The sequence below is a fragment of the Arthrobacter sp. Y3223164 genome, assembly GCF_059091005.1.
This window is the reverse complement of record NZ_JBNHGF010000480.1, coordinates 1-1,815: the sequence shown is the minus strand read 5'-3', so window position 1 is coordinate 1,815 and position 1,815 is coordinate 1. Positions and strand designations below refer to the sequence as shown.

The 1,815-nt window shown below is 68.0% G+C and carries 3 protein-coding genes; 2 read left to right on the top strand and 1 reads right to left on the bottom strand.

Translation table 11 applies throughout. The annotated features are described in order from the left end of the window. Positions 1–45: 45 nt before the first annotated feature. Positions 46–678, bottom strand: coding sequence for an O-methyltransferase (locus AC5RUJ_RS15620; protein ID WP_494000290.1), 633 nt, complete (start codon positions 676–678; stop codon positions 46–48). Between the two features lie 298 nt (positions 679–976). On the opposite strand from AC5RUJ_RS15620, the gene sigE reads away from it, so the two are divergent. Next, a complete protein-coding gene (gene sigE / locus AC5RUJ_RS15615; RefSeq protein ID WP_494000289.1) occupies positions 977–1,579 on the top strand; it encodes an RNA polymerase sigma factor SigE in 603 nt (200 codons plus the stop codon). Between the two features lie 8 nt (positions 1,580–1,587). Continuing rightward, on the top strand, positions 1,588–1,752 hold the full coding sequence (locus AC5RUJ_RS15610) for an anti-sigma factor family protein (protein ID WP_494156171.1): 165 nt from the start codon (positions 1,588–1,590) through the stop codon (positions 1,750–1,752). Positions 1,753–1,815: the final 63 nt, after the last annotated feature.

Below are 1,815 nucleotides of genomic sequence, written 5' to 3'. Positions count from 1 at the left end.
GCCGGCGGGTGGCCCGGCGGCCCGGTGCAGGGCGCCGCGGGTCGGTCAGCGTTTGACGGCCAGCAGCAGTCCCTCGCCGGTCGGCAGGATGGTGGACAGCAGTTGGTCGTTTTCCCGGATGGCCTTGCCGACCTTGCGCAGCGTGGTGGTGGATTCTTCGCGGATGGCCGGATCCGAGACCCGGTCGTGATCCAGGGCGTCGTTGACAATCAGCATGCCGCCGCGCTTGAGCAGCCGGACCGCTTGCTCCACGTACAGCGGATACGAGGGCTTGTCCGCATCGACGAAGACGAGGTCGTAGGCGTTGTCGGTCAGCCGGGGCAGCACGTCGGCCGCGCGGCCGGAGATGGTGCGGGTGCGGTTGCCCGGAATGCCGGCATCGACGAAGGACTGGCGTGCCGCGCGCAGATGGTCGACGTCCGCATCGATGGTGGTCAGCACCGCGGCCGGCGGCAGTCCGCGCAGGAGGCAGACCCCGGAGACACCGGCGCCGGAACCGATTTCCACCACCGTCTGCGCCTTGGTGCCCGCGGCGAGGACGGTCAGGGCCGCGCCGACCCCCCTGCCGACGGCGGCAACGCCCAGTTCATGGGAGCGCTCACGGGCCCGAAGCAAGACGTCATCCTCGGCGGGGAGCCCCTCCGTGTAGGACCAACTCGTCTGCTTGTCGGCACTCATGAAACATCGCTTTCTCTTCAGCTTTTGCGGGAAAACGGCGCAGGGCCGCAGTGCCAAGCCTACTGCCACAGGTGGCGGGATCAGGCGCGTGCCCCGGGGACGGGACACGCGGCCGCCGGCCGGGTCAGACGGGGACCGGGCTTAGCGGTCTTTGTGCAGCCGGTTTACAGAATTCTCCCAGTCTTTTGCGCCAAGATGGGTACCCGGGACGCCGAAAGCCAGACCGGCAGCACGCAGCCGCATTCCCGGACCCCCAGGAGGTGGGCGGCCGCGGGCGGTCCGACGAAGGGGCACGATAATGACGAAGCTACAGGACGCCGCGTCGAACGCCGCGGCCGGCAACGATCAGTGGGTCGCTCCGACGTGGGAAGAAGTGGTGAGCAACCACTCCGCCAAGGTCTACCGCTTGGCCTTCAGGCTCACGGGAAACCGGTACGACGCCGAAGACCTCACCCAGGAAGTCTTTGTCCGCGTCTTCCGGTCACTGGACAACTTCAAGCCCGGCACGCTGGACGGCTGGCTCCACCGGATCACCACCAACCTCTTCCTGGACCAGGCCCGGCGCAAGAGCCGGATTCGGTTCGATGGACTGAGCGACGAAGCCGAAGCCCGGCTGCCCGGCAAGGATCCCGGCCCCGAGCGCAGCTTCGAATTCAACAACCTGGATATCGATGTCCAGGCCGCGCTGGAAGAGCTGCCGCCGGACTTCCGCGCCGCGGTGGTGCTCTGCGACCTGGAGGGGCTGTCCTATGACGAGGTCTCCGCGGCCCTTGGCGTCAAGCTGGGCACCGTCCGCTCGCGGATCCACCGTGGCCGGACCATGCTCCGGGAAAAGCTGGCGCACCGGGATCCCGCCGAGCGCCCGCGCCTGAAACTGCCGCGCATCGCCGGAGCCCACTGATCGCTGCAATGCTCCACCCGGAAAGAGAGCTGGCGGAGTACCTGGACGGCGAACTCTCCGATGATCGCCGCCCGGCCCTTGAACGCCATCTTCAACGCTGCCGGCGGTGCCGCAAGAGCGTCGACGAATTCCGCCAGATCCCGGCCGGTCAAGCCGACGGCGTCTTGTTGTAGCTGTTCGAGCGTTCCTGGCCGGTCAGGTCGGCGATCGCGTCCATGATCTGGTCGGTGGCCGAC